The organism is Deferrisoma palaeochoriense (assembly GCF_054656955.1).
Genome location: NZ_BAAHXI010000222.1, coordinates 1 through 261, shown reverse-complemented (window position 1 = coordinate 261; position 261 = coordinate 1). Strand labels below are relative to the sequence as shown.

Genomic DNA, 261 nt, shown 5'->3' with positions numbered 1-261 from the left:
CTCCACGAAGGGTCCGTTGTGGGTGGAGGTGCTTCACCGCAGAGTGTGGGTGTGGGACGGGCGGGAGCCCGAGGCCCACTGCTGGCACCTGATTGTGCGGCGCTCGGTGCGCAACCCTGGGGAGATCAAGTACTCGCTGAGCAACGCGCCGGAGCAGACGTCGGTGCGGCGATTGGCATACATGCAGGGGCAGCGCTACTGGGTGGAGCGGAGCCTGCAGGAGGCCAAGAGCGAAGTGGGCATGGGCGAGTACCAGGTGCG

1 pseudogene is annotated in these 261 nt (G+C 67.0%); it reads left to right on the top strand.

The features are described 5' to 3' along the window. Positions 1–28 precede the first annotated feature (28 nt). Positions 29–261, top strand: a pseudogene (locus tag ACYQ8L_RS18785) (IS701 family transposase); the annotation flags it as partial.